General features: G+C 40.1%; 21 protein-coding genes. 20 read left to right on the forward strand and 1 reads right to left on the reverse strand.

Annotated features, from left to right (window positions below; genetic code table 11):
- Positions 1-73: 73 nt before the first annotated feature.
- The 18 genes from ACIQVU_RS12315 to ACIQVU_RS12400 all read left to right on the forward strand — a co-directional run bounded on the left by ACIQVU_RS12315 (position 74) and on the right by ACIQVU_RS12400 (position 24,126).
- Complete coding sequence (locus tag ACIQVU_RS12315) at positions 74-502, forward strand: YwiB family protein (protein WP_340804238.1); 429 nt, start codon at positions 74-76, stop codon at positions 500-502.
- A 2-nt stretch (positions 503-504) separates the two neighbouring features.
- Positions 505-2,172: an arginine--tRNA ligase gene (gene argS, locus ACIQVU_RS12320; protein WP_340808512.1), complete on the forward strand. Its 1,668-nt coding sequence runs from the start codon at positions 505-507 to the stop codon at positions 2,170-2,172.
- 236 nt (positions 2,173-2,408) lie between these two features.
- Complete coding sequence (locus tag ACIQVU_RS12325) at positions 2,409-2,798, forward strand: MerR family transcriptional regulator (RefSeq protein WP_340804239.1); 390 nt, start codon at positions 2,409-2,411, stop codon at positions 2,796-2,798.
- Positions 2,791-4,290: a class I adenylate-forming enzyme family protein gene (locus ACIQVU_RS12330; RefSeq protein ID WP_402895781.1), complete on the forward strand. Its 1,500-nt coding sequence runs from the start codon at positions 2,791-2,793 to the stop codon at positions 4,288-4,290. The genes ACIQVU_RS12325 and ACIQVU_RS12330 overlap by 8 nt, the downstream gene beginning before the upstream one ends.
- Before the next feature lies 1 nt (position 4,291).
- Complete coding sequence (locus ACIQVU_RS12335; RefSeq protein WP_402895753.1) at positions 4,292-5,959, forward strand: acyl-CoA dehydrogenase family protein; 1,668 nt, start codon at positions 4,292-4,294, stop codon at positions 5,957-5,959.
- 207 nt (positions 5,960-6,166) lie between these two features.
- Positions 6,167-7,138, forward strand: a complete 972-nt coding sequence (locus ACIQVU_RS12340) for an ABC transporter substrate-binding protein (RefSeq protein ID WP_340804241.1) — start codon at positions 6,167-6,169, stop codon at positions 7,136-7,138.
- Positions 7,135-8,136, forward strand: coding sequence for a FecCD family ABC transporter permease (locus ACIQVU_RS12345; RefSeq protein WP_340804242.1), 1,002 nt, complete (start codon positions 7,135-7,137; stop codon positions 8,134-8,136). Before ACIQVU_RS12340 ends, ACIQVU_RS12345 begins: the two co-directional genes overlap by 4 nt.
- Positions 8,133-9,593, forward strand: coding sequence for an adenosylcobinamide amidohydrolase (locus ACIQVU_RS12350; protein WP_340804244.1), 1,461 nt, complete (start codon positions 8,133-8,135; stop codon positions 9,591-9,593). Before ACIQVU_RS12345 ends, ACIQVU_RS12350 begins: the two co-directional genes overlap by 4 nt.
- 13 nt (positions 9,594-9,606) lie before the next feature.
- Complete coding sequence (locus ACIQVU_RS12355; RefSeq protein ID WP_340804246.1) at positions 9,607-10,170, forward strand: cob(I)yrinic acid a,c-diamide adenosyltransferase; 564 nt, start codon at positions 9,607-9,609, stop codon at positions 10,168-10,170.
- Positions 10,171-10,391: 221 nt separating this feature from the next.
- Positions 10,392-12,584, forward strand: a complete 2,193-nt coding sequence (locus ACIQVU_RS12360; RefSeq protein ID WP_340804247.1) for a heterodisulfide reductase-related iron-sulfur binding cluster — start codon at positions 10,392-10,394, stop codon at positions 12,582-12,584.
- 199 nt (positions 12,585-12,783) lie between these two features.
- The gene (locus ACIQVU_RS12365) at positions 12,784-13,983 is read left to right on the forward strand and encodes an acetyl-CoA C-acetyltransferase (protein WP_340804248.1); all 1,200 of its coding nucleotides are present in this window, start codon (positions 12,784-12,786) and stop codon (positions 13,981-13,983) included.
- A 4-nt stretch (positions 13,984-13,987) separates the two neighbouring features.
- Positions 13,988-14,839 (forward strand): 3-hydroxybutyryl-CoA dehydrogenase, encoded by an 852-nt coding sequence (locus ACIQVU_RS12370; protein ID WP_340804249.1) that lies wholly within the window; start codon positions 13,988-13,990, stop codon positions 14,837-14,839.
- 59 nt (positions 14,840-14,898) lie between these two features.
- Positions 14,899-16,035, forward strand: a complete 1,137-nt coding sequence (locus tag ACIQVU_RS12375) for an acyl-CoA dehydrogenase (RefSeq protein ID WP_340804250.1) — start codon at positions 14,899-14,901, stop codon at positions 16,033-16,035.
- A 60-nt stretch (positions 16,036-16,095) separates the two neighbouring features.
- The gene (locus ACIQVU_RS12380) at positions 16,096-17,232 is read left to right on the forward strand and encodes an acyl-CoA dehydrogenase (protein WP_340804252.1); all 1,137 of its coding nucleotides are present in this window, start codon (positions 16,096-16,098) and stop codon (positions 17,230-17,232) included.
- A 3-nt stretch (positions 17,233-17,235) separates the two neighbouring features.
- Positions 17,236-17,868 (forward strand): TetR/AcrR family transcriptional regulator, encoded by a 633-nt coding sequence (locus ACIQVU_RS12385; RefSeq protein ID WP_340804253.1) that lies wholly within the window; start codon positions 17,236-17,238, stop codon positions 17,866-17,868.
- 92 nt (positions 17,869-17,960) lie between these two features.
- Entirely contained in the window at positions 17,961-21,209 is a 3,249-nt protein-coding gene (gene icmF / locus ACIQVU_RS12390; RefSeq protein WP_340804255.1) for a fused isobutyryl-CoA mutase/GTPase IcmF, read from the forward strand.
- Between the two features lie 395 nt (positions 21,210-21,604).
- Positions 21,605-22,147 (forward strand): DNA-directed RNA polymerase subunit delta, encoded by a 543-nt coding sequence (gene rpoE, locus ACIQVU_RS12395; protein ID WP_340804256.1) that lies wholly within the window; start codon positions 21,605-21,607, stop codon positions 22,145-22,147.
- Positions 22,148-22,533: 386 nt separating this feature from the next.
- Complete coding sequence (locus tag ACIQVU_RS12400) at positions 22,534-24,126, forward strand: CTP synthase (RefSeq protein WP_340804258.1); 1,593 nt, start codon at positions 22,534-22,536, stop codon at positions 24,124-24,126.
- A gap of 93 nt (positions 24,127-24,219) precedes the next feature.
- Here the strand turns inward: ACIQVU_RS12400 and ACIQVU_RS12405 are convergent, their stop codons facing one another.
- Entirely contained in the window at positions 24,220-24,750 is a 531-nt protein-coding gene (locus ACIQVU_RS12405; protein ID WP_340804259.1) for a DUF2529 family protein, read from the reverse strand.
- 162 nt (positions 24,751-24,912) lie between these two features.
- Between ACIQVU_RS12405 and ACIQVU_RS12410 the strand changes: the two genes are divergently transcribed.
- Together ACIQVU_RS12410 and ACIQVU_RS12415 are read left to right on the forward strand one after the other, a co-directional pair.
- The gene (locus tag ACIQVU_RS12410) at positions 24,913-25,272 is read left to right on the forward strand and encodes a response regulator (protein WP_340804260.1); all 360 of its coding nucleotides are present in this window, start codon (positions 24,913-24,915) and stop codon (positions 25,270-25,272) included.
- A 332-nt stretch (positions 25,273-25,604) separates the two neighbouring features.
- Positions 25,605-26,459 (forward strand): class II fructose-bisphosphate aldolase, encoded by an 855-nt coding sequence (locus ACIQVU_RS12415; protein WP_340804261.1) that lies wholly within the window; start codon positions 25,605-25,607, stop codon positions 26,457-26,459.
- The last annotated feature ends 25 nt before the right edge of the window (positions 26,460-26,484 follow it).

A 26,484-nucleotide genomic window follows, 5' to 3' on the forward strand; every position in this document is an offset into this window, starting at 1 on the left:
ACCTTGAAAAAACAGTCGTATTCATCCTATAATAAAAAGGTTATCGTAAAAGACTAAAAAGGGAGCGTCCAGTATGGCGAACGAGGTAAGATCGCAGGTGAAAATTAAGCTCATTTCAACGATTCAGCCAGTTGATGGAGAGTCTGAAAGTTATGAAATGTGGCTGACAGGGCAGCTACTTGAAAAAGCAGGAAGCATGTATTTGAAATACGAAGAGGTGCAGGAGGATAAAACGATCCGCACAACAATGAAGCTAGGTCATGAACGGGCGCTTATTATGCGTGCTGGTGCAGTGAATATGCGACTACCACTGAATATCATTGAACAGCAAACAGGTCATTATGAAAGCGAGTTTGGTTCAATGCCACTTGTTATTGATACAAAGAAAATGGCATTTACAAAACAGGTAATAAGCGGAGATTTCCATGTACAGTACGATTTATTAATGGGTGGGCAATCCGTTGGCAACTATACATTAGACATTACATTTACGGAGGTATAATGATGAACGCAGTAGAACAAGTACAGCAGGCTATTAAAGCAGCGATCGCTCAAGCTGTTGAAAAGACGGGCTTAGTTGAAGCAGGTACAGAATTAACGATTCACCTTGAAACACCAAAGGATAAAGCGAATGGTGATTATGCAACAAATATTGCTATGCAATTAACGAAACTAGCGAAAAAGCCACCTCGTGTGATTGCAGAGGCTATTTTAGAAAACTTGGAAACAGCAGGCACAGATATTGAAAAAATTGATATTGCTGGTCCTGGTTTTATGAATATCACTGTGCGTAAAGGTTTTTTAACAGAAGTGGTGTCACAAGTCCTTGAGCAAGGCGCTGATTATGGGCGTTCAAACGCTGGTGCAGGTGAAAAAATTCAAGTGGAGTTTGTATCTGCTAATCCAACAGGGGACCTTCACTTAGGACATGCACGCGGGGCATCTGTTGGGGATTCATTATGTAATGTATTAGATATGGCTGGTTATGAGGTTTCTCGTGAGTATTATATTAATGATGCGGGGAATCAAATTAATAATTTAGCATATTCACTGGAGGCTCGTTATAAGCAGGCTTTAGGGTTAGATGCGGACATGCCAGAAGATGGCTACCATGGTGCTGATATTATTGAAATTGCTGGCAAGCTAGCGCAAGAGCATGGTGAGGCAATTTTATCGAAACCAGAGGAAGAACGTTTTGCATTTTTCCGCCAGCATGGATTAGCGCTAGAATTGGACAAGCTAAAAACAGACCTTGCAAACTTCCGTGTAAATTTTGATGTTTGGTATTCAGAAACATCTCTCTATGAAAACGGTAAAATTGAAGCAGCATTAGATAAATTAAAGGCTAATGGCCATGTATTTGAAGAAGATGGTGCAACATGGTTCCGTTCCACAACATTTGGTGATGATAAAGACCGTGTGTTAATTAAAAATGATGGCTCATTCACCTATTTAATGCCAGATATTGCTTATCATGAGGACAAAATTGTGCGTGGTTTCGATAAGCTAATTAATATTTGGGGAGCTGACCACCATGGCTATATTCCACGTATGAAAGCGGCAATCCAAGCGCTTGGCTATGATCGTGATACGTTAGAAGTGGAAGTTATTCAAATGGTTCAGCTTTATAAAAACGGTGAAAAATTCAAAATGTCAAAACGTACAGGAAATGCTGTCACAATGCGTGAGCTTGTGGAAGAGGTTGGCTTAGATGCAGTGCGTTATTTCTTTGTAAAAACAGCAGGCGATTCTCATATGGATTTTGATCTTGATCTTGCCGTATCACAATCCAATGAAAATCCAGTGTATTATGCACAATATGCACATGCGCGTATTTCTTCTATTTTACGTTCTGCAAATGAGCAAGGATTTGCTGCTTCAACAGCACATCTTGATCTATTAACAGCAGAGAAGGAAATTGATTTATTGAAAAAAATAGGCGACTTCCCACGAGTGGTAGCAGAAGCGGCAAAACACCGCACGCCACACCGTATCGCCAACTATATTCAAGAAACAGCAGCAGCCTTCCATAGCTTCTATAACGCGGAGAAGGTATTAGATGCTACAAATAAAGAGCTGACAGAGGCTCGTTTAGCATTAATTACAGCTGTACGTACAACAATTGCCAATGCACTACGCCTAATCGGTGTATCTGCACCTGAAAAAATGTAATAGCAGCTTTTAGCCCCTAGCATTTTAGGTATGCTAGGGGCTTTTTATATGGATAGAAGTATAAAAGTGACGGATAGACTCGCAAAAGTGATGGATAGAACCGCCAAGGTGACGGATAGCTGCCTTTTAAAGTAGCTACTTCGTGTATGGATTTTTCTATAAATATCAAAAATGTTGTTGAAGTTTACGTTAACGTCAATGGTATACTGTTGCCAACAAGGAAGGGGGAGATGGGATTGAAGACGATTCAGGAAGTAGCGAAGGAGTTTAATGTGTCAGCACGAACAATTCGTTATTATGAGGAGCTTGGGCTGCTTTGTCCTCAACGTTCATCAACAAATCAACGAACCTTTTCAAAAAAAGAATTGGCAAAGCTCAAGCTTATTTTTAGGGGAAAGCGCTATGGATTTTCCTTGGAGGAAATTAAAGAAATGGTTTTACTATTTGATTTTGATCGCTCAGGCATGCAGCAGCTAGAGCGAACTGTTGAATATGGTGAGCAAAAAATCCAAGAGATTAATAGCAAAATAGCTGAGCTAATGCAAATGAAGGGTGAATTGCAGCAATTGCATAGGATGTTTAGTGAAAAATTAGCGACTTTAAAGGGGGAAATGCATGATGAATAGTTCCAATTTATTAGCACGTAATGCCCGTAAGTATCCGCAACATGAAGCTGTTATTTGTCATGGCAGAAGAGTGACATATCGCGATTTAGATGAGCAAGTGACCCGTTTTAGCCATGCTTTACTAGAGCAGGGAGTAAAGCAGGGCGATAAGGTTATTATCTTTATGCCAAATGTTGTAGAGTTTGTAGTTAGCTATTTTGCGATTCAGCGTATTGGCGCTATCGTTGTTCCAGTTAATGCGAAATTTACCTTGCAAGAGGTTGAATATGTTGCACAGCATGCTGAAGCGAAGGCAATTGTTGCCCATGAAGCTATTTTTGCGGCAGTTGAGCAGATAACTATGCCAATAAAAATTAAAACAGGGCAGGAGCAGGTAGGCTGGCTTCAATATGAAGCAATGCTTCAAAATGCTAGCGCAGTAACAATTGATTGCCAGCTTTGTGAGGATGATGCCTCGACTATTTTATATACATCAGGTACAACGGGGAAACCAAAGGGTGTGTTATTTAGCTACCGCAATATTTTAACGGTGGCACAAATGATTGCTGTAGAAATGGAAGTAAAGCCTGAAAGCCGTATTTTGCTGATGATGCCATTAACGCATTCAGCGCCACTGCATTTATTTTTAATGGCAGGGGTACTTGTAGGCTCAACAAATGTATTAACACCAACATTTACACCAGACCTATTGATTGACTCCATTGAGCAGGAAAGAACAACTCACTTCTTTGGTGCGCCAGTTGCCTATTTGTTAACAGCACAAATGCCACGTTTACAAACGGCTGATCTAGCGTCGATGAAATGGTGGGTATATGGTGGTGCGCCATTATCTCAAAATGAAATTCGTTTTATTCAGCAGGCTTTCCGAACAGAGCAGTTAACATGCGTCTATGGTCTAACAGAGGCAGGTCCAAGCGGCTCATTATTGTTTGGTGAAGAACATGCTGCAAAGGCAGGAAGTATTGGACGACGAGCACCACTTGGCACAGAGCTACGAATCATGAATGACAATGGGGAGGATGTAGGTGTTGGTGAAATAGGTGAAATTGCCCTGTTTGGTGAGGGCAATATGCTTGGCTATTATAAGGATGAAATGGCGACAAATGCAGCCTTTATAAATGGGTGGCTAAAAACAGGAGATTTAGCACGTATGGATGAGGATGGCTTTATTTGGATTGTTGATCGTAAAAAGGATGTCATTATTTCAGGTGGTGTCAATATTTATCCAAAGGAAATTGAGGATTGTCTGCTAAGCTATGAGGGCATTTTTGAGGTGGCTGTTATTGGTGTGCCACATCCACAGTGGGGAGAAACAGTAAAGGCTGTTTATGCTGCAAAGCATGATATTGATGAGAAGGCTTTAAAAGCCTATTTAGAGAAGCATCTTGCCAAATATAAAATTCCACGTATTTTTGAAAAAGTAGAAGCGCTGCCACGTAATGCATCGGGCAAAATTTTAAAACAATCCTTAAAGGGGCAAGAGGTGAACTAGCATGAAAGTATTACAGCAGGAAGCCAGACGTACAACAAATTTTTTTACAGAGGATGATACACTGCACAAAGTATTAGAGATGATGCTAGACCAAGAGCTTTTAACATATGCACAGCGTGAGCTTACAGATTTTGGAGAGTTATGTGCGAATGATATTGATGTACGGGCAAGGCATACAGATCGACAAGGTGAGCCGAAGCTTCAAAGATATAATGCCTATGGTGAAGAGATATCTGAAATTTGGGTTAATGATGGCTATAAAAAAACGATTGAGGAAACATATAATACAGGTATTGTTGGCTATGTGCATAAAGCTATCCCGCAATTAGGTCGCAAGGGGAATTACGTTTATAGCTTTGCGCAGGGCTACTTACTGTCGCACGCAGAGCTTGGCTTTTATTGTCCTGTTACATTGACAATGGCTACAGCCTATCTTTTAGACCATTATGCAGATAAGGAGGTAAAGCAGCGCTTCTTACCGCATGTTTGTGCAACAGGTGACACAGAGCTTTATGAAGGTGCAACATTTTTAACAGAGCGTCAGGGAGGCTCAGATGTTGGCGCAAATATTGTGGAGGCAAGAAAAGATGGAGATGCCTATCGTCTTTATGGCGAAAAATATTTTGCCTCCAATGCGGGTATGTGTGGAGTTGCCATGGTGCTAGCACGTATAGAGGGGGCACAGGCGGGCTCTAAAGGCTTAACATTATTTGCAGTGCCGTGGCGACAGGAGGATGGAAGCGTCAATAATCTTCGGATTCGACGCTTAAAGGATAAATTAGGTGTTCGGGCTGTTCCGTCAGGTGAGGTGGAGTTTGATGGGGCACTTGCTTATGTGGTGGGTGAGCAACATAAGGGAATTTATTATATGCTGGAGGCACTCAATTTATCGAGAATTTGTAATGCAGTTGCATCGCTTGGCATTATGCGTCGTGGCTATTTAGAGGCAAAGCACTATGTAACAAATCGCTATGCCTTCGGTAAGCCATTGACACATTATCCGATGATTCAGGATACATTAGGTAACTTTGCAGCTAAGCTACATGTTGAAGTAGCAACTGTTTTTGATCTTATACAACTATATGACAAAGTAACGAGTGGGCAAGGAACAGAGCAGGATATTATTATGAATCGCTTATATATTGCCATTATGAAAAAGGAAACAGCAGAACAAGCTGTTCACTATGCAAGTGAGGCGCTTGAATTGCACGGTGGAAATGGCTATATTGAGGATTTTGTGACACCTCGTTTACTAAGAGATGCACAGGTGCTAACAGTATGGGAGGGGACTGCAAATATTCTTGCCTTGGAGCTAATTCGTTTAGTAGATAAATTTCATGCACATCAATTATTTGTGCAGAAGATGGGAGAACGATTAGCACCGCTAGCAGATAGCCCATTAGTGAAAATTGTCAAAGAGCAATTAGCGATACTAACTGAAACATTACAACGGTTTAGTGCTTTAGATGACGCGACTAAAACATTTGAAGCAAAAGAAATGGCAAAAAAAATGGCGCATCTTTATGAAAGTGTCGTAGCTGTGGAATGGGCACAAAAATTTGGTGGTAAATATGAAAAACTAGCAGATATATATTTAGAGCAGACATGGTCGTTACGACAAATGGGTGCAGAGATGAAGACCATACGATATTTTTCCGAAATTGTATAATAATATGCAGTCACCCTTCGAACCATAGACAAAAGGCATCGAGCTTGAACTTCTCGATGCCTTTATCATTTTTTAACTCAATTAAAGTCAGTTGCCTTGAGATGGAGGCGACTTTTTTTCTTTTCGTGTATAATAAAATCGATTGAATAGTGGCTGCTCTGTCATGCCATTATTCAAAGCAACGGTAGATAAATAAGGAGGATTATAATGAAGAAGTTTTGGAAAATAGGGTTATCCGCATTTTTAGCAATCGGTATACTTGCTGCCTGTGGACAGGAAGATAAGAATACTAAGCCTTCAACGGACGAGTCACAAACAGAGCAAGGTACAGCGCAGGAGGATGAAGCTACATTCCCAATGACAATGACAGATGCGCTTGGGAAGGAGATTACACTTGAAGCGCCTCCTAAGAAAATTGTTTCGCTTATTCCGAGTAATACAGAAATATTATTTGGACTTGGTTTAAATGATGAAATTGTAGGTGTGACAGATAATGATGATTACCCACCTGAGGCTGCTGATAAGGAAAAGGTTGGTGGTATGGAGTACGATATTGAGAAGGTTATTGCCCTACAGCCAGATATTGTGTTTTCACATGAATCTAGCATGTCCTTATCAGAAGCAGCGATTGCACAGCTCGAATCAGCAGGTGTAAAAGTATTTGTTGTGAAAAATGCACAGGATTTTGATGAAACATATGCAACAATTGAGCAGCTTGGCCGTGCTACAGGGAAGCTACCAGAGGCTGAAAAAATCATCGCTAATATGAAGGCGAAGGTAGAAGAGATTCAAGCTAAAGTGAAGGATGTTGAGCCTAAGAAAGTCCTAGTAGAAGCATCCGATGAGCCAGATATTTATGTAGCTGGTAATGGTACATTTATGAACGCTATGCTAGAAATGCTTCATGCAGAAAATGTAGCAGCAGATGGTGAAGATTGGTATAAGATTGATGCAGAGCAAATTATCGCGAAAAACCCAGATGTGCTGATCGTGACATACCACTATGTACCAGATATTTTAACAAAAATTCCACAGCGTGCTGGCTTTGATACAGTAAATGCCGTGAAAAATAATGCAATCGTGCAAGTAGATGAAAGTACAACAAGCCGTCAAGGACCACGTTTAGCAGAGGGACTTGAGGAATTAGCAAAAGCGATCCACCCAGAGGTATTTGAGTGAAAAAAATAACAGGAGCCTATTTCGTAGCATGCATGCTTCTTATCATCAGTATTTGGTGCGGTGCAGCAATAGGCTCAGTTCATATTCCATTTGAAATTTTATGGAATCAGGCGGTTGATGAAACAGCCGCCAATATTTTTTGGAAAATTCGCTTGCCACGTGTGTTATTAGCAGGGCTAGTAGGGGCTTCTCTTGCGATTGCAGGGGCTGCTTTCCAAGGATTATTAAAAAATCCATTAGCTGACCCTTACACATTAGGTGTTTCTTCTGGTGCTTCTGTTGGTGCGGTAATGACAATTTTTTTAAGTATATCAATCCCTGCTGTAGGACTGTATACGTTGCCAATCTTCAGCATGATTGGTGCGATTTTTACAATGATTATTGTGATGACCTTTGCGAGAGCGATAGATCGTTCATTGAAGATGGAAACATTGATTTTAACAGGTGTTATTTTTAGCTCCTTTTTAGGTTCATTGATTTCTTTAATGATTGCTTTATCGGGTGAGGAGCTACGACAAGTAGTGGGCTGGCTGCTTGGCTCGGTATCGATGCGAGGCTGGCCATATGTACAAATGATTATCCCATTCGTAGTGATTGGCTCTCTTATGCTGTGGACACAAAGACGAGAGCTAAATGTTTTATTATATGGTGAGGAGCGTGCTAGGCATTTAGGGGTTAATGTGAAGCGTAGTAAGTATATCATTTTAGCAGGTGGCTCTATGCTAACAGGAGCTGCTGTAGCAGTGTCTGGTACAATTGGCTTTGTAGGATTAGTTGTGCCACATATGACACGAATGATTTGGGGCTCTGACCATCGTCATTTGCTACCACTATCATTTTTAAATGGAGCAACATTACTAATTGTTTGTGATTTAGTAGCACGTACAATCATTTTGCCAAGAGAGCTGCCTATTGGTGTAATCACAGCCTTTATTGGAGCGCCCGTTTTTTCTTATATTTTTTATAAGCAGCGTAAAAGCAAGGGGGTGCGGGCATGATTGTTGTTAAACATCTGTCAGGTGGCTATGAAGATACACCGATTGTCAAAGATATTAGCTTTACGGTTGAAAAGGGAAAAGTGCTTGGTATTTTAGGACCCAATGGTAGTGGAAAGTCTACATTATTAAAGGTTATAAGCGGTATTTTGCCAGCTGCTACAGGCGCAATTGCGATTGATGGGAAACCTATTCTTTCTTATAATGCACGTGCTCTAGCGAAAAAAATGGCTGTTTTACCGCAGCTACATGCTAATGCCTTTTCCAATAGTGTGCGAGAGGTTGTTGCGCTTGGACGCTATCCACACCAAACAGGCTTTTTTGCTAGCTGGTCTGAGCGTGATGAGCAGGCTGTCCAACATGCGATGCTGCAGACAGGCGTTAAACGTTATGAGCATACACCGATGGAATTTCTATCAGGTGGAGAGCAGCAACGAGTATTTGTGGCACAGGCACTTGCTCAAACCGCAGAAATTTTATTGCTAGATGAGCCAACAAACCATCTAGATATTGCCCATCAACGTCAAATTTTAGATATGGTGCGCAAAGAGGCTGTGGAATGTGGTTTAACAGTTGTGATGGTATTGCATGATATGAATTTAGCCTCGCTTTATTGTGATGAATTATTGCTAATGGAGAGCGGGCAGATGCGAGCATTTGGCGCACCACATGAAGTCATTATTGCCTCACAAATTGAAGATGTTTATCAAGCAAGAGTAGCAACCTATGCACATCCTGAAATTCCAAAGCCCCAAATTACAATAATGCCTACAACAAGTGATCGGCAGCAACGTGCTATTATTCAAAAAGAGCATTTTACAATAACGGAGCATTATATTCAGCTACAATCAGAAATTCCTTTAAAAACAGTATCTTCAGCCGTACATAATCCCGGCATTGGCTGGTATACCTGCTTATTAAATCGTTCAGTGCCAGGTGATTATGTGATTAGTGATGTAAAACGAGAGGTCAATGAATTTTTACAGAGAGAAAATTTTGCACCTACGAGCACGGTGGTAATGCTAACGGCAGTGCCAACATCTCTTGTAGCAATCAATGAATTTTCTGCACCCTTTGGCAATATGATAGTAGCTGTAACAGCTGGTGTTGGCAATGCGGTTGATGTATCGCGTGTGTATGAACGGCAGGATGAGCCATATATTGGTACAATTAATACATGGGTGATTATTAATGGCTGCTTATCTGAGGAGGCATTTTTACAGGCGACAATGACCGCTACTGAGGCGAAGACAAAAGCGCTGCAATCAGAAAATATTCATGATGCACGTAGCGGAACAATTGCTACAGGGACAGCTACGGATAGCTTGTTAATTGCTGCAACACAAAAAGGGGAAGAAATGCTGTATGCTGGCCCGATTACAGAGGTAGGAAAAATAATTGCCAAGGGTGTTTTTGAAACAACAGTTCAGGCTATTAAGAATTATAAAAGTCAGTCCTAGGAGGATGAGGGAAATGAAGCTTTATACGAAAACAGGCGATACGGGGAAAACAAGCCTTATTGGTGGACGTGTTGATAAAGATAGTTTGCGTGTGGAGGCGTATGGAGCCATCGATGAACTAAATTCTTTTATTGGCAAGGCTGTTAGTGAATTAGATGCAGCGCTGTTTCAGGATATTTTAACAGACCTAGAAACGATTCAGCATGAGCTGTTTGATGCTGGCGGTGATCTTGCTAATGTGATGAAGGAGCGCCATTATAAGCTAACAGAGCAGCCGATTGAAGTGTTAGAATCTCGTATTGATGCATTGTCAGATGAAGCACCGCCTCTTCAACGCTTTATTTTACCGGGAGGTGCACCAGCTGCGGCAACTCTACACATTGCACGTACAGTGGCACGCCGAGCGGAGCGTGAAATGGTAACACTTATGAAAGAAGTCGAAGATGTACCAAAGGTTGTACAAAAATATTTAAACCGTTTATCCGATTATTTATTTGCAGCAGCACGTGTTGTCAATGTTCGATTAAATGTAGCAGATGTTGAATATATTCGCAGCGGGAATGTTTTTAAAAAATAATTTAGCTGAAAGAGTCACTTTGAAAAAATCAGGGTGGCTTTTTTTCTTGTAAAATGTAAGAATAGAAAATTATCAGAAAGATTTTCTGTTTTATGTTGACTGAATGCTCACTCATTTATTAGAATAGGAATATAATGATTAAGTGACTTACATTTCTGTATGAACTAGCAAATTTGCCACAAAGAGAGAAATTGCGACAAATTAAAGGGGGGGGACCAACCATGAGTCCATTATTAATTGCCAATATTATTTTAACAGTCGTGGTTGTGCTTTATGCAGTAGGGTTGTTCTTCTATCTGTTAAAAACACGCTATAAGTATGTGCAATTGGGAAAAAAGGTTGAGTTTGATGAAAGTGTTAAAGAACGACTGCGTTATATTATGGTCAATGTATTTGGTCAAAATAAGCTATTAAAAGATCCAAAAAGTGGTTTAATCCATGTAATGTTCTTCTATGGATTTTTAATGGTGCAGCTAGGGGCCATTGATTTAATTTGGAAAGGATTAGCACCGGGCTCACATTTGCCTTTAGGCATTTTCTATGGTGTTTTTACATTCTTCCAAGAGCTTGTTGTTTTAATGATTTTAATAGCGGTAGTATGGGCATTTTACCGCCGTTATGTTGAAAAGCTAGTACGTTTAAAACGTGGCTGGAAAAATGGACTAGTATTGATTTTCATTGGTGGCTTAATGGTATCGACATTAATCGCGAATGGTATGGGGTTAATTTGGCATGGTGAAGGGCTAACATATACAGAGCCAGTTGCTTCTAGCATTGCTGCTATTTTTGGCTTCCTACCTACATCAGTTGCCGCTGGTGTGTTTTATGTAATGTGGTGGGCACACCTTTTAATTCTATTAACATTCCTTGTCTATGTACCACAATCTAAGCATTTCCACTTAATTGTTAGTCCGCTTAACGTTTATATGAATCGCTTAGATCGAGCAGGTACATTAACACCAATCGATTTTGAAGCTTTAGAAAATGCTGAGAGTGAAGAGGAAATGCCTGCAATTGGGGTTGGACGCATACAGGACTTCACACAAAAGCAAATGCTTGATTTATACTCCTGTGTAGAATGTGGACGCTGTACAAATATGTGTCCAGCAACAGGAACAGGAAAAATGCTATCACCTATGGATTTAATCGTAAAGCTACGTGATCATTTAACATTTACAGGTGCAGTTGTGACAAAGCAAAAGCCATGGGTTCCTTATCAATTTTTTGCGAATACAAAGGGTAATCAGCTTGCAATGGCAGCTGGTGCTGAAGGTGCAGTAATTGAAGATATTTACAGTCCATCTTTAATTGGCAATGTTATTACAGAGGAAGAGATTTGGGCTTGTACAACTTGTCGTAACTGTGAGGATCAATGTCCAGTAATGAATGAGCATGTGGATAAAATTATTGACCTACGTCGTTATTTAACAATGACGGAAGGGAAAGTAAACCCAGATGCGCAACGTGCAATGACAAATATCGAACGACAAGGCAATCCTTGGGGCTTAAACCGTAAAGAAAAAGAAAATTGGCGTGATTTAGACCCAACAATCCATATTCCAACAGTAAAAGAGCTAAAGAAATCTGGCGAGGAAATGGAATATCTATTGTGGGTTGGCTCAATGGGGGCATTTGATAATCGCTCACAAAAAATTGCTTTAGCTTTCTGTCGTCTATTAAACGAAGCAGGCGTGAAGTTTGCAATCTTAGGTAATAAAGAGAAAAACTCAGGGGATACGCCTCGCCGTTTAGGAAATGAATTTTTATTCCAGGAACTAGCAACAGCTAATATTGATGAATTCGTCAAAAATGATGTGAAAAAAATCGTAACAATTGATCCTCATGCGTACAATATTTTTAAAAATGAATATCAAGATTTTGGCTGGAAGGGTGAGGTATATCACCATACAGAATTATTGAACCAGCTAATTGAAGAAAATCGACTAGCGTTAAATTATGAGGTTCATGAAACAATTGTCTTCCACGATTCCTGCTACTTAGGTCGTTATAATGACGTTTATGATGCACCACGTGAGATTTTACGTGGCATTCCAGGGGTCAAACTGGTAGAAATGGAGCGTAATCGCGAAACAGCAATGTGCTGTGGTGCAGGTGGTGGCTTAATGTGGATGGAGGAGCATGTCGGCAACCGTATTAATGTAGCTCGTACAGAGCAAGCTTTAGCAACGAATGCATCCGTTATTTCTTCTGGCTGCCCTTATTGCTTAACAATGCTAGAGGATGGTACGAAGGCAAAAGAGGTTGAAGATGCCATTGGCACATTTGATATTGCAGAATTATTGGAGCGTTCAGTATTTGGGGAAAAGGTAAAAGCAGTGGAAACTTCAGGTGAGGAAACACTTGAAGAAGTAGTGGCCTCGATAGAAAATGGAGAATCAAACGCAGAAAAGTAATTGCTATTGCAGCAATATTTTCATTATCTGAAAAATATAAATTGCACATTAAAAAATTGTTTTGTAGAATAAGATTAAATGGAAATGGGAGTGGCATTTGATACTCCCATTTTTCATCGGTAGAAGTCGAGCGAGCGTTCAGTCAATTAATGATACTTCGCCGCTTCATTGTGAATGTAAAACAAAAGGGGTGTTTTACTTGAATAGAGCTGTAATTTTAGCAGGAGCAAGAACAGCATTTGGTAAGTTTGGTGGCTCACTAGCAGCATTGCAGGCAAGTGATCTAGGTGCGATTGCAATCAAAGGGGCATTAGAGAAAGCAAATCTAGCAGCAGAGGAAGTAGATGAAGTGATTTTAGGCTCTGTTTTACAAGGGGGACAGGGGCAAATTCCTTCACGACAAGCTGCTATCAAAGCTAATTTACCAATAGGTGTAAAAACCGAAACAATCAATAAAGTCTGTGCGTCGGGGATGCGCGCAGTAACATTGGCAGATCAATTGATTCGATTAGGGGACGAAGAGGTGATTGTTGCTGGTGGTATGGAGTCTATGTCCAATGCGCCATATTACTTGTTAAATGGTCGAACAGGCTTACGTATGGGAGATTCAACAATGGTCGATGGCATGCTTTATGATGGCTTAACATGTGCGTTTGATAAAGCAAGACCACATATGGGGAACTATGGTAATACAACAGCTAGAGAATTTTCATTAAGCCGTGAAGAGCAGGATGCGTGGTCTGTACGCAGTCATGAACGTGCGCTTGCGGCTATTGAAAAAGGCTATTTTGCGGAGGAAATCGTACCAGTAGAAATTCCACAGCGAAAAGGCGAACCGCTTATTGTCGCTACAGACGAAGCACCAAGAGCGGGTACATCTATGGAAATATTAGCAAAGCTAAAGCCAGCCTTTGATAAGGAGGGCACGATTACAGCAGGAAATGCACCAGGAGTAAATGATGGAGCATGTGCACTTGTTGTGATGAGTGAGGAACGTGCTGCACGTGAAGGTCGGGAACCACTAGCCTTTATTATTGGTCATGAAGAGCTTGCAATTGAACCAGAAAATTTCCCACAAACACCGGGGCTTGTTATTAATAAATTATTGAAAAAGACCAATAAATCACTAGCAGATGTTGACCTATTTGAGATCAATGAAGCTTTTGCAGCAGTTGCCTTAGTTAGCACACAATTAGCAGATTTAGATGCAGAAAAAGTCAATGTTAATGGTGGAGCAGTTGCTTTAGGTCATCCAATTGGTGCATCTGGAGCACGCATTATATTAACACTTGCACAGGAGTTAAAGCGCCGTGGCGGTGGTATTGGCATTGCAGCTATTTGTTCAGGCGGTGGGCAAGGCGATGCAATTATGATTGAAGTACCAAAACAGGGGGACTAAACAGATGGGAATTCAAAAAGTAATGGTCATTGGGGCAGGACAAATGGGCTCCGGTATTGCACAAGTTTGCGCACAGGCAGGCTATGAAGTGACATTAAATGACGTGAAACAAGAATTTTTAGAGCGTGGATTAGGGGTTATTATAAAAAATTTATCGCGTGATGTTGAAAAAGGACGTAAAACCGAGGAAGAGAAAGCAGCTATTTTAGGACGACTTCACACATCCTTAGATTTACAGGATGCTAGTGGTGTAGATATTGTTATTGAAGCTGCTGTCGAAAATATGGATGTCAAGCAAACGATCTTTAAGCAGCTTGATGAGATTGCACCAGCACATGCTATTTTAGCGACAAATACCTCTTCACTACCAATTACAGAAATTGCAGCGGTGACAAAGCGTCCAGAGCAGGTTATTGGTATGCATTTTATGAATCCTGTACCTGTGATGAAGCTTGTTGAAATTATTAGAGGTTTAGCAACAGCTGACGAGATATACAAGGCGGTTGAAGAAATGACACTTAAGTTAGCTAAAACACCTGTGGAAGTAAACGATTTTCCAGGCTTTATTTCAAACCGTATTTTACTACCAATGATTAATGAAGCAATTTATGCGCTTTATGAAGGGGTAGCAACAAAGGAAGCCATTGACAATGTCATGAAGCTTGGGATGAACCATCCGATGGGACCATTAACATTAGCTGACTTTATTGGCTTAGATACATGCCTATACATTATGGAAATTTTACATGAGGGTCTAGGCGATAGTAAGTACCGTCCGTGCCCGTTGCTTCGTAAATACGTGGCAGCAGGCTGGCTAGGAAAGAAATCAGGAAGAGGCTTTTACGTATATGAATAATGCTATGGGGATGGGATTATTTAAATGTTACGTGACAACTTAGAGGGGTGACATGATAGATGCATTTGCAATTTACAGATGAGCAATTGATGATGCGTGATATGGTGCGTCAGTTTGCTCAGGAAAAAATTCAGCCATGGATCGAGCGTATGGAAGCAGGGGAGTTTCCACGCGAGCTTCTTGAACAAATGGGCGAGCTTGGCTTAATGGGCATTACAACGCCAGAAGAGCTAGGTGGCTCAGAGATGGATTTTACATCGTATATTATTGCGATTCATGAACTATCAAAAGTAAGCGCTGTAATGGGTGTTATTTTATCGGTGCATACTTCTGTTGGAACAAATCCAATTATTTATTTTGGCAATGATGAACAAAAGAAACGCTATGTACCAAAGCTTGCCACAGGGGAATATTTAGGTGCATTTTGTTTAACGGAACCAAGTGCTGGCTCAGACGCAGGTTCTTTACAATCCAAGGCAGTACGAGATGGCGATGACTATGTCATCAACGGCTCAAAGGCATTTATTACAAATGGTGGAGAGGCTGATGTATATATTGTATTCGCCTCCACTAATCCAGCGGAGAAAACACGAGGGATTTCTGCGTTTATTGTAGAAAAAGGTACACCGGGGCTTATTATTGGCAAAGATGAGCAGAAAATGGGCTTACATGGCTCACGTACAGTGCAGCTAACATTTGATAATTGCCGAATTCCAGCCGACAACCTATTGGGGAAAGAGGGAGAAGGCTTTAAAATTGCACTGGCTAATTTAGATGTTGGTCGAATTGGTATTGCCGCACAGGCTCTAGGTATTGCAGAGGCAGCACTTGAAGCTGCAACAGCCTACGCTAAGGAGCGCATTCAATTTGGCAAGCCGATTGCTGCCCAGCAGGGAGTTAGCTTTAAGCTTGCGGATATGGCTACGGCTGTTGAATCAGCAAAGCTCTTAGTCTATCGTGCAGCAGATTTACGTGCGAAAGGCTTACCATGTGGAGCGGAAGCCTCAATGGCTAAGCTTTTTGCATCACGTACAGCCGTACAAACGGCAATTGAGGCTGTTCAAGTATTCGGTGGCTACGGCTATACAGAGGACTACCCTGTGGAACGCTATTTCCGCGATGCCAAAGTGACAGAAATATATGAAGGTACAAGTGAAATTCAACGATTGGTCATTAGCAAACATTTATTGAAATAATAAGCGCTCAATCCAGAGTATCACAATCAAACAAAGTTTAATGCAAAGGGGAAATGGACAATGAACTTTCAATTAACAGAAGAGCATGAGCAATTACGTGAAATGATTCGTGATTTTGCAGTAAATGAAGTAGCACCAACAGCGGCAGAACGTGATGAAAAGGAAGAATTTGACCGTGCGATATTCGATAAAATGGCGGAGCTTGGGTTAACAGGTATTCCATGGCCAGAGGAATATGGTGGCGCAGGATTTGATTACCTCGCATATGTCATTGCTGTTGAGGAGTTATCACGAGTTTGTGCTTCAACAGGAGTAACATTATCTGCACATACATCACTAGCTGGCTGGCCGATTTATAAGTTTGGCACAGAAGAGCAAAAGCAAAAATATCTCCGTCCAATGGCTGAAGGGAAGCATATTGGTGCATACGGCTTAACAGAACCAGGCTCAGGCTCAGATGCAGGTGGTATGAAAACGTATGCGAAGCGTGATGGTGATGATTATATTTTAAATGGCTCAAAAATCTTTATTACAAATGGTGGAGTAGCGGATACATATATTGTATTTGCAGTAACAGACCCAGAAGCAAAGCATGGTACATCTGCATTTATCGTAGAAGCAGGATTCGAAGGGTTCTCTGTAGGGAAAAAGGAGAAAAAGCTAGGTATTCGTTCATCACCTACAACGGAGATTATTTTCGATAATTGCCGTGTGCCAAAGGAAAATCTGCTTGGAGCTGAGGGAGAAGGCTTTAAAATTGCGATGACAACATTAGATGGTGGACGTAATGGTATTGCGGCTCAAGCTGTTGGTATTGCGCAGGGAGCATTAGATGCAGCAGTAGACTATGCAAAAGAACGTGTACAATTTGGCAAGCCGATCGCTGCTAATCAAGGCGTATCCTTTAAACTAGCAGATATGGCAACTCAAATTGAGGCATCTCGACTGCTAACATACCAAGCTGCTTGGTTAGAATCTAATAACCTACCATATGGTAAAGCATCTGCAATGGCGAAATTAATGGCTGGCGATACGGCAATGAGTGTAACAACAGAGGCGGTTCAAGTATTTGGTGGCTATGGTTATACAAAAGATTATCCTGTTGAGCGCTTTATGCGTGATGCAAAAATTACCCAAATTTATGAAGGTACGCAGGAGATTCAGCGTCTAGTAATCTCGCGTATGCTAACAAAATAACGGATGCCAGAAAAAGAGAAAAGGCCCCAAGTACAGTCAACTGTAAAAGATGAAAATTTAATCGCCATGCGTCGTGAGCAAATGATTCAAGGAGCTATTAAGCTATTTAAAGAAAAAGGATTCCATCGTGCTACAACGAGAGAGATCGCAAAAGCAGCAGGCTTTAGTATCGGTACGTTATATGAATATATCCGAACGAAAGAAGACGTTTTATACCTTGTATGTGATAGCATTTATCATCATGCGATGGAGCGACTTTCAAGCTATGAAGTAAAGGCAGGAACAATTGAAGAATTAAAAGAAATGATTCGAGAATACTTCCTGCAAATCGATCACATGGTTGATGAGCTAACCATTATGTATCAGGAAACAAAATCATTATCCAAAGAAGCACAACGCTATGTTTTTAGTAAAGAGTTTGAAATGGTTGCTACCTTTGAGCGATTGTTAAAACGTTGTGTGCAGTCTGGTGAATTAACAATGACAGACAAGCAAATCCATTTAGCAGCCAATAACTTAGTCGTTTCAGGGCAAAGTTGGGCATTCCGTAAATGGGCATTACATCGTCAGCATTCCATTGACGAGTTTATTGAAATGCAAATTACATTGTTCATTTCAGGCATAAAGGGGTTCTAATATTTCGTAAAGGGGTTGTCGGCAATTGCATACAGCGATCATGCAATTGTCGGCTTTTTTCAATTTATTCAGGGAGAGAGTGAGGATTTCAGATGACAAAGGTAGAAGTATATCGTCCAAAAAATCACGTACGTTTTGTAACAGCATCAAGCCTTTTTGATGGACATGATGCTTCGATTAATATTATGCGTCGCATTTTGCAAGCTAGCGGTGTAGAGGTAATTCATTTAGGTCATAACCGTTCTGTAGAGGAAGTCGTAAATGCAGCGATACAAGAGGATGCACAAGGGATTGCCATCTCCTCTTACCAAGGCGGGCATATGGAATACTTTAAGTATATGTACGATTTACTACGTGAAAAAGGTGCACCACATATTAAAATTTATGGTGGTGGAGGCGGGGTTATTTTACCGCGTGAAATAAAGGAGCTCCATGATTACGGAATTGCAGGCATTTTCTCGCCAGAGGATGGCCGTGTTTTAGGGCTGCAAGGAATGATTAATGAGCAAATCAAAGGAACAGACTTCTCAACAGCAACAGGTAACTATTTAGAAAAGCTAGAGGCATTAACGCCTGAAACACCTGAAATTTTAGCGAATTTAATCACAGCTGCCGAGGCAAATGCAGATGAAGAAACACAAAAAATGCTAGAGGAAGCAAGAAAGCGTTCAAAGGGCACACCGATCTTAGGTATTACAGGAACAGGGGGCGCTGGTAAATCCTCTTTAACAGATGAACTGATTCGTCGCTTTTTAAAAGAGTTTCCTGATAAGCGTGTAGCCATTCTTTCGGTTGACCCAACAAAGCAAAAAACAGGCGGGGCATTGCTTGGAGATCGAATTCGCATGAATGCTATCTTTAATAATCGTGTCTATATGCGTAGCTTAGCAACACGAGGCTCTCGTACTGAATTATCTGCATCCATTGGCGATGTGCTAGATGTTGTACGCGTAGCAGGCTATGATTTAATCATTGTGGAAACAAGTGGTATTGGTCAAGGTGATGCCGAAATTACAAAATACACAGATTTATCCATGTATGTTATGACAAGTGAGTTTGGTGCACCAACACAGCTTGAGAAAATTGATATGATTGATTTTGCTGATGTTATTGCCATCAATAAATTTGAGCGTAAAGGCTCTGAGGATGCATTACGTCAAGTGCAAAAGCAATATCAACGTTCGCGCGAGCTATGGGATGAGTCACTTGAAAATATGCCAGTGTATGGCACGATTGCAAGTCAATTTAATGATAAAGGGACAAATGCATTATTTGCCGCATTAGTAAATATTATTAATCAAAAAACAGGCAGTGATTGGGAAACAAGCTATGAGCAATTTGCTAAAACGCAAAAGCAAGATGTTATTATTCCAAATGATCGCCGCTACTATTTACGTGAAATTACGGATACTGTTCGGGGCTATCATAAAAAAACAGAGCAGCAGGTGGCATTTGCAAGACGCTTATTCCAATTAGAGGGTGCTATTGCAGCGGTGCAGGAAAAAGCACCAGATGATGCCCTTGTCGCTTCACTTACTTCTTTAGCAGAAGGTGTCAGAGATGAATTAACTGCGGAATCCAAGCGTATTTTAGATAATTGGCAGTCTTTAAAAGAAGCGTATGCTGGAGATGAATTTGTGACAAAGGTACGTGACAAAGAGATACGCACCATTTTAAAAACAACAAGTCTTTCTGGCACAAAAATTCCAAAGGTAGCATTGCCAAAATTTGAGGACTATGGTGAGATATTACGCTGGGTCTATAAAGAAAATGTACCTGGCGAATTTCCATATACAGCAGGTGTTTTCCAATTCAAGCGTGAGGGGGAAGATCCAAAGCGTCAATTTGCTGGTGAAGGCACACCAGAGCGTACAAATAAACGATTCCATTATCTATCAAAGGATGATAATGCTAAACGTTTATCTACAGCATTTGACTCGGTTACATTATATGGTGAAGACCCTGATTATCGTCCAGATATTTATGGGAAGGTTGGGGAATCAGGTGTATCGATTTGTACATTAGAGGATATGAAAAAGCTGTATGCAGGCTTTGATTTATGTGCACCGTCCACATCTGTATCTATGACGATTAATGGTCCAGCACCAATTATTTTAGCAATGTTTATGAATACGGCAATTGATCAGCAAGTAAAATTACGTGAGCAAGAGCTTGGTCGAACTTTGACAGTTGAAGAATTTACAGAGACACGTGAAAAAACATTGCAGGTTGTACGTGGTACAGTACAAGCTGATATTTTAAAGGAAGATCAAGGGCAAAATACATGTATTTTCTCGACAGAGTTTGCGTTGCGTTTAATGGGAGATATTCAGCAATACTTTATAGACCATAAGGTGCGTAACTATTATTCTGTTTCCATTTCTGGTTACCATATTGCGGAAGCTGGAGCAAACCCTATTTCTCAATTAGCCTTTACATTAGCAAATGGCTTTACGTATGTAGAGTATTATTTGAGCCGTGGCATGAATATTAATGATTTTGCACCAAACTTATCATTCTTCTTCTCCAATGGGCTTGATCCTGAATATACAGTTATTGGGCGCGTAGCTCGTCGTATCTGGGCGATTGTTATGCGCGATAAATATGGTGCAAATGAGCGTGCACAGAAGCTAAAATATCATATTCAAACATCTGGTCGCAGTTTACATGCACAGGAAATTGATTTTAATGATATTCGTACAACATTACAGGCATTAATGGCATTACAGGATAACTGTAACTCATTGCATACAAATGCCTATGATGAGGCGATTACAACACCTACAGAGGAATCTGTACGACGTGCTATGGCTATTCAAATGATTATTACAAAAGAGCATGGCTTAACGAAAAATGAAAATCCACTGCAAGGTGCATTTATTGTGGAAGAATTGACAGACCTTGTAGAGGAAGCGGTTCTTGAAGAATTTGATCGCATTAATGATCGTGGTGGCGTACTAGGGGCAATGGAAACACAATATCAGCGAGGTAAAATTCAAGAGGAGTCTATGTATTATGAAATGCTTAAGCATTCAGGTGAGCTACCAATCATTGGTGTTAATACGTACTTAAATCCGAACCCACCTTCTGATGCAGATATTGACAATATGGAAATTGCACGTGCATCAACAGAGGAGAAGGAAACACAAATACGTAATTTACATGCTTTCTGGAAGGAGCATGAGGACGAAAGCGCAGCGGCGATTGCTCGTTTACAAGAAGTGGCTGTCAACAATGGCAATATTTTTGCGGAGCTAATGGAAACGGTGAAAGTAGCTAGTTTAGGGCAAATTACGAAAGCTTTATATGAAGTAGGCGGACAATATCGCCGTAATATGTAATTTATTTGAAGTGTCTAGTCTTCGGATTAGGCACTTTTTTGTATTTTAGTTATAATAGAACTGTAAAAAAGAGGAGGCGCGGTAGAGGATGAAATCGATTCTTCACTACATCATCATAGTAGCTTTAGTATTGGGAGCCATTTTCCTGTATAATAAGCAAATTGGCGCTATTCCTCTATTGCTATTATCTGTCTACTTATTTTATCTAGGCATTAAAAAAATGCGTAATATAAAAAACAGTAATTGAAGCTAGCAAAGGGGCTAAAACTTTGTATATAATGGGTATTATGCTTATGATATGAAAAGTGACTTTTGCGTAGCTTTTTTGCTGCGCTTGGAAATAAAGCATCATGTAATTTTAAAACCATTGTGATAAGGGAAAGGAAGTGCACGAATTGAATTTTCGTGAAATGACAAAGGAACAATTAGCTGAAGAGTCGTTAATTAACTTAGCGTATGCAATTTTAAATGAAAAACGTACCCCAATAGCTTTTAATGATTTATTGAAAATTATCCAAGAGCTTGTGGGCTATAGTGATGAAGAAATAAAATCTCGCTTACTGCAATTTTACACAGATATCAATATAGATGGGCGTTTCTTATTTAACCAAGAAACAGGCTGGGGCTTACGTGAATGGTTTAAAGTAGAGCAAATTGAAGAAGAAACAGCGCCTTCTGTAAAGGTACAAAAGAAAAAATCAAAAGCTGTTCTCGATGAGGACGATGATCTTGTAGAAGATATCGATTTAGACGAAGAAGATATTGACTTTGATGAAGATTTTGAAGAGTTCGTGGAAGACGATGAGCTTGATGAAGAAGATGATGATAAAGAAGATATCGATTTTGATGATGACGACTTAGAAGACATTGATGAAGAAATTGACGAAGACTTTATCGATGAAGAAGAAGAGTTTGAAGAGGAAGAAGAAGAGCTTTAAGAGCAATAAGCTTAGAATTTTCTTCTAGGCAAGAAGTAAAAAATCTTGACTTCTACCACGGTTACGTTTAATCTTTTACTTGGGCTCCTTAAAAGAAGGAGAAAGACCGTGTATATAATACGTTCCCCCTGCAAACCTATGCAGGAGGAACGTTTTTTTATTTTTTACCTTGGTTCAGTCCAGTTCTCCCAATACAATTGTAAACGTTGGCTGACTACATGTTAGTGTTTCAGGATTTAAAGGAAAGTGATAAAGAGATAGAACCGATTACAGCTTCGAATCGACTACATTTTTGTAGACATTCTCGGCTTTTCTTGTTTTAGGGTATATTCCCGATTCAAACAATGGAACTAGCAATTTTAGTACATCATAAGGAGGAATTTTTCATGACGAAGTATATTTTTGTAACAGGTGGAGTTGTATCATCACTTGGAAAAGGGATTGTTGCAGCATCCCTAGGTCGATTATTAAAAAATCGTGGTTTAGAAGTTACGATTCAAAAATTTGATCCATATATCAATATTGACCCAGGTACAATGAGCCCTTATCAACATGGTGAGGTTTTTGTGACAGATGATGGTGCAGAGGCTGACTTAGACTTAGGGCACTATGAACGTTTTATTGATATTAACCTAGGAAAGCATTCTACAGTAACTTCAGGCCGAGTTTACCAATCTGTATTACAGAAAGAGCGTCGTGGTGATTACAATGGTGGAACAGTACAAGTTATTCCTCATATTACAAACGAAATTAAAGATCGTATCCAACGTGCAGGTCGTGAAACAAATGCAGATGTAGTAATTACAGAGGTTGGCGGAACAGTAGGGGATATCGAATCATTGCCATTCCTTGAAGCCATTCGTCAAATGAAAACAAGCTTAGGGCATGATAATGTCATGTATATCCACTGTACATTAATTCCTTATATTAAAGCTGCTGGTGAATTAAAAACAAAACCAACACAACATTCTGTGAAAGAATTACGCTCTCTAGGCATTCAACCAAATATTATTGTTGTGCGTACAGAGCAAGAAGTACCACAGGATATGAAGGAAAAATTAGCTTTATTCTGTGATGTGCAACCACATGAAATTATTGAATCTCGCGATGCGGAGCATTTATATGAAGTGCCATTAAACCTACATGCACAAGATATTGATGATATTGTGCTAGATCATTTTGGTATTGAAGCACCAGAGGCAGATATGGAAGAATGGCGCGACCTTGTAGAAAAAGTGAAAAATCTACCAAATAAAAGAAAAATAGCGTTAGTAGGGAAATATGTGGAGCTACAAGATGCTTATATTTCAGTTGTAGAGGCATTAAAGCATGCAGGTTATGCATTTAATTCGGATATTGATATTGAATGGATTAATGCAGAGCATGTAGAAGCGGACAATGTAGCGAGCCTATTAAAAGGCGTTGATGCTATTTTAGTACCAGGTGGCTTTGGTGATCGTGGTGTTGAGGGGAAAATTTTAGCGATCCAATATGCGCGTGAAAACAATGTACCTTTCCTAGGTATTTGCCTAGGCATGCAGCTAGCAACAGTAGAGTTTGCTCGTAATGTTCTTGGCTTAAAAGGTGCGCATTCTACAGAGCTTGATGCAGATACAGAGTATCCAATTATCGACTTTTTACCAGATCAAAATGATAATGTAGATATTGGTGGTACATTACGCTTAGGATTATATCCATGTAAATTAAAAGATGGCTCTAAAGCAAGCAAAGCTTATGGCAAAGAGCTTGTATATGAGCGCCACCGTCACCGCTATGAATTTAACAACGAGTACCGTGAGGCAATGGAAGCAGCAGGACTTGTCTTCTCAGGAACAAGCCCTGATGGAAAATTAGTGGAAATTATTGAGCTGCCTGATAATGAATTCTTTGTAGCCTGCCAATTCCACCCAGAGCTAGTATCACGTCCAAACCGTCCACAACCATTGTTCCGCGACTTTATTGGAGCAACATTTAAATAAACAATAAATAACAAAACCCAAACTATTACGAAACACTAAATGGCTGTTTCATACAAATAGTTTGGGTTTTTCTTTACTAGAAATTCTGTTATTCTACAGCTCTTCCTCATCAAATTCCAGCATTTCATCATAGGCTATTTTTATTGCTTCGTACACAAAAAGACCAGCAAGCGCATGTGGTACAACAATTCGCTGTCCAGCATCGTTTGGCAATAAACCACCTTTAACACGTGTAGAAATATACGTATAAGCTAAATCTGCCAGCGGATTGTCGGCATTTGCCACTTCACTAGCAATAGCCGCAAATGGAATAAAGCGCTGATGTAATTCTTCCGCTAAGGCTAATGCTTCTATGTTATATGCACTACGGGTAAAAATACAAACACGATCTGCCTCCGTTAAAACCGTATCTGCTGTCCAAGGAACCAATTTATGGAATGGCTCAACTGCTTGCAAGGCATTTAGCTCAATCGTTTGCATTTCACCAAAGCAAGCGAAATAGACATGTCCTTCACCAATGGCTGCTTGTGCAAGGAGCCTTGCTGTTTCCTCAATGGCATCTTCTTCATTTTGCGTAATTCGTTGTAGTAAACCACTTAATTGTGTTGTTAAAATTTTTGACATGTTCCCACCTCTCTCCATATTATAGAGGTGGACAAGATAGAAAGCAAAAGCAGATAATTTACAATATTAGAAGGTATTACGCGGAAAAAGGCGAATAATTAATAATGAAGAAAATTTTTATGAAACAATAAAATAAAAAAGGGTGGAATGGAATGATGGAATGTGAAAAGATTATTAATTGTCGATGATCAGCAGGGGATTCGGTTGCTATTAAATGAAGTATTGAAAAAGGAAGGCTATACGACATATTTAGCAGCTAATGGACCAGAGGCATTAAAGTTTGCCAGTGAGCAAGAGATGGATTGTGTGTTATTAGATATGAAAATACCGGGAATGGATGGTATTGAAATTTTAAGACGTTTAAAAGAGAAATGGCCAAAGCTTCCAGTATTTATGATGACAGCATATGGTGAGCTAGATGTTGTACAAGAAGCTTTAAAGCTAGGAGCAATTCGTTACTTTACAAAGCCTTTTGATATTTTTGAAGTGCGTGATGAGGTTAATAAAACATTACAAGTTTAACTAACGGGCGGTGTAGCTACACGGCCTGTTTTTATTTTAGTTATTTCGTGCGTATTTAGCTCAGAGCCGCGTGTATTAGCATGGACTCCGCGGGTATCTACTCTTAAATCACGTGTATTTCCTTAGATCATAGCAAAAATAATAGCCCCTGCTTTTCAGGGGCAAGAGAGCCTATGTTGCGTTTCACTTCACTTCGGTGGACACTGACGCTTCGTTTCACTGCGCTTTCGTGTAGAAAATAATAGCCCCTGCTTTTCAGGGGCTATTATTTTTGCTATGATTGAGGAGCATATTTATGTAGAAAGAATAGTCCTATAAGGAGGATTTTTAGTATGGCATTAGTATCTATGAAAGAGATGTTAATTAAAGCAAAAGCAGAAGGTTACGCTGTTGGTCAATTCAACATTAACAACCTTGAATGGACGCAAGCAATTTTACAGGCAGCAGAAGAAGAAAAATCACCAGTGATTCTTGGTGTTTCAGAAGGCGCAGGCAAATATATGGGCGGCTTTATCGCTGTCGTTCATATGGTAAAAGGTTTAATGGAATCTTATGGTACTACAGTTCCTGTAGCGATTCATCTTGATCATGGTTCTAGCTTTGCAAAATGTAAAGAAGCAATTGATGCAGGCTTTACCTCTGTTATGATTGACGCATCACATCATCCATTTGACGAAAATGTCAAAATTACTTCGGAAGTAGTAGAGTACGCACATGCTAAAGGTGTTTCCGTTGAGGCAGAATTAGGAACAGTTGGTGGCGATGAAGACGGTGTTATTGGCGGTATTATTTATGCTGATCCAGAGGAGTGCCGTAAAATGGTTGAGCTCACAGATATCGATTGCTTAGCACCAGCGCTTGGTTCTGTACATGGTCCTTACAAAGGTGAGCCAAACCTAGGCTTTAAGGAAATGGAGGAAATTTCTAAGTTAGCAGACCTTCCGCTTGTTTTACATGGTGGTACAGGTATTCCAACAAAGGATATCCAACGCTCCATTTCATTAGGTACAGCTAAAATTAACGTCAATACTGAAAATCAAATTGAAGCAACAAAAGTAATTCGTGAAATTCTTGACAATGATAAAGTTGTTTATGACCCTCGTAAATTCCTTGGGCCAGCACGTGAAGCGATTAAAGCAACGGTTATTGGTAAAATCCGCGAATTTGGTAGTGCACAAAAAGCATAATTTTTGCATTTCATATATGGAAAAA

Origin of the sequence: Lysinibacillus sp. NPDC098008 (assembly GCF_044760715.1) — a bacterium.
GTDB lineage: Bacteria > Bacillota > Bacilli > Bacillales_A > Planococcaceae > Lysinibacillus.

What these genes read in the sequence shown, in the direction of transcription:
- ACIQVU_RS12315 (WP_340804238.1), top strand. Translation starts at nt 74, where the DNA reads ATGGCGAACGAGGTAAGATCGCAGGTGAAAATTAAGCTCATTTCAACG.
- argS (WP_340808512.1), top strand. Translation starts at nt 505, where the DNA reads ATGAACGCAGTAGAACAAGTACAGCAGGCTATTAAAGCAGCGATCGCT.
- ACIQVU_RS12330 (WP_402895781.1), top strand. Translation starts at nt 2,791, where the DNA reads ATGAATAGTTCCAATTTATTAGCACGTAATGCCCGTAAGTATCCGCAA.
- ACIQVU_RS12335 (WP_402895753.1), top strand. Translation starts at nt 4,292, where the DNA reads ATGAAAGTATTACAGCAGGAAGCCAGACGTACAACAAATTTTTTTACA.
- ACIQVU_RS12340 (WP_340804241.1), top strand. Translation starts at nt 6,167, where the DNA reads ATGAAGAAGTTTTGGAAAATAGGGTTATCCGCATTTTTAGCAATCGGT.
- ACIQVU_RS12350 (WP_340804244.1), top strand. Translation starts at nt 8,133, where the DNA reads ATGATTGTTGTTAAACATCTGTCAGGTGGCTATGAAGATACACCGATT.
- ACIQVU_RS12355 (WP_340804246.1), top strand. Translation starts at nt 9,607, where the DNA reads ATGAAGCTTTATACGAAAACAGGCGATACGGGGAAAACAAGCCTTATT.
- ACIQVU_RS12360 (WP_340804247.1), top strand. Translation starts at nt 10,392, where the DNA reads ATGAGTCCATTATTAATTGCCAATATTATTTTAACAGTCGTGGTTGTG.
- ACIQVU_RS12370 (WP_340804249.1), top strand. Translation starts at nt 13,988, where the DNA reads ATGGGAATTCAAAAAGTAATGGTCATTGGGGCAGGACAAATGGGCTCC.
- ACIQVU_RS12375 (WP_340804250.1), top strand. Translation starts at nt 14,899, where the DNA reads ATGCATTTGCAATTTACAGATGAGCAATTGATGATGCGTGATATGGTG.
- ACIQVU_RS12380 (WP_340804252.1), top strand. Translation starts at nt 16,096, where the DNA reads ATGAACTTTCAATTAACAGAAGAGCATGAGCAATTACGTGAAATGATT.
- ACIQVU_RS12385 (WP_340804253.1), top strand. Translation starts at nt 17,236, where the DNA reads ATGCCAGAAAAAGAGAAAAGGCCCCAAGTACAGTCAACTGTAAAAGAT.
- icmF (WP_340804255.1), top strand. Translation starts at nt 17,961, where the DNA reads ATGACAAAGGTAGAAGTATATCGTCCAAAAAATCACGTACGTTTTGTA.
- ACIQVU_RS12400 (WP_340804258.1), top strand. Translation starts at nt 22,534, where the DNA reads ATGACGAAGTATATTTTTGTAACAGGTGGAGTTGTATCATCACTTGGA.
- ACIQVU_RS12405 (WP_340804259.1), bottom strand. Translation starts at nt 24,750, where the DNA reads ATGTCAAAAATTTTAACAACACAATTAAGTGGTTTACTACAACGAATT.
- ACIQVU_RS12415 (WP_340804261.1), top strand. Translation starts at nt 25,605, where the DNA reads ATGGCATTAGTATCTATGAAAGAGATGTTAATTAAAGCAAAAGCAGAA.